Source organism: Collinsella sp. CLA-JM-H32 (assembly GCF_040098165.1).
In the GTDB taxonomy this organism is placed as follows: Bacteria; Actinomycetota; Coriobacteriia; order Coriobacteriales; family Coriobacteriaceae; genus Collinsella.
Genome location: NZ_JBBNMZ010000032.1, coordinates 1 through 652, shown reverse-complemented (window position 1 = coordinate 652; position 652 = coordinate 1). Strand labels below are relative to the sequence as shown.

1 rRNA gene is annotated in these 652 nt (G+C 66.0%); it reads right to left on the bottom strand.

Going from position 1 to position 652, the window contains the following annotated elements:
* Positions 1-652: ribosomal RNA gene (locus AAA021_RS09495) — 23S ribosomal RNA — on the bottom strand; the annotation flags it as partial.

The following is a 652-nucleotide window of genomic DNA, read 5'->3' as shown; positions in this document are numbered from 1 at the left end:
GGCTAACTCCTCCGCGTGACCTTCCGGCACCGGGCAGGCGTCAGACCCTATACGTCGCCTTGCGGCTTCTGCAGAGTCCTGTGTTTTTGGTAAACAGTCGCTTGGGCCTCTCCACTGCGGCCCGCCTCCGCTCCCCGGGCAAGCCGGTTCACGTACGCGCGGGCACCCCTTCTCCCGAAGTTACGGGGCCATTGTGCCGAGTTCCTTGACCATGGTTGACCCGATCGCCTCGGTATGTTCTACCCACCCACCTGTGTCGGTTTGCGGTACGGGCGCGCACGCGCCTGCCTAGGGGTTTTTCTAGGGACCTCGGGCTCACTCGCTTCGCTTAAGTGCTTCGTCCGGAGCCTCGCCCTCCTGCGGACCGGATTTCCCTGGTCCGCGGGCCGCGCTCCATCACGGGGACGTCCAGAACCCCGCCGAGCCACCCCCATCCGTCGCCCCGTCGGTCGTAGCGCCGCGTGCGCGGTGCAGGAATGTCTGCCTGCTGCGCGTCGGCTACGCCTACCGGCCTCGCCTTAGCCCCCGACTGACCCTGGGAGGATTAGCCTTGCCCAGGAAACCTCGGGTTCACGGCGGACGAGTTACTCTCTCGTCTCTCGCTACTCATGCCAGCATTCTCACTCCCATGCGCTCCACCGTCGGTCGCCCT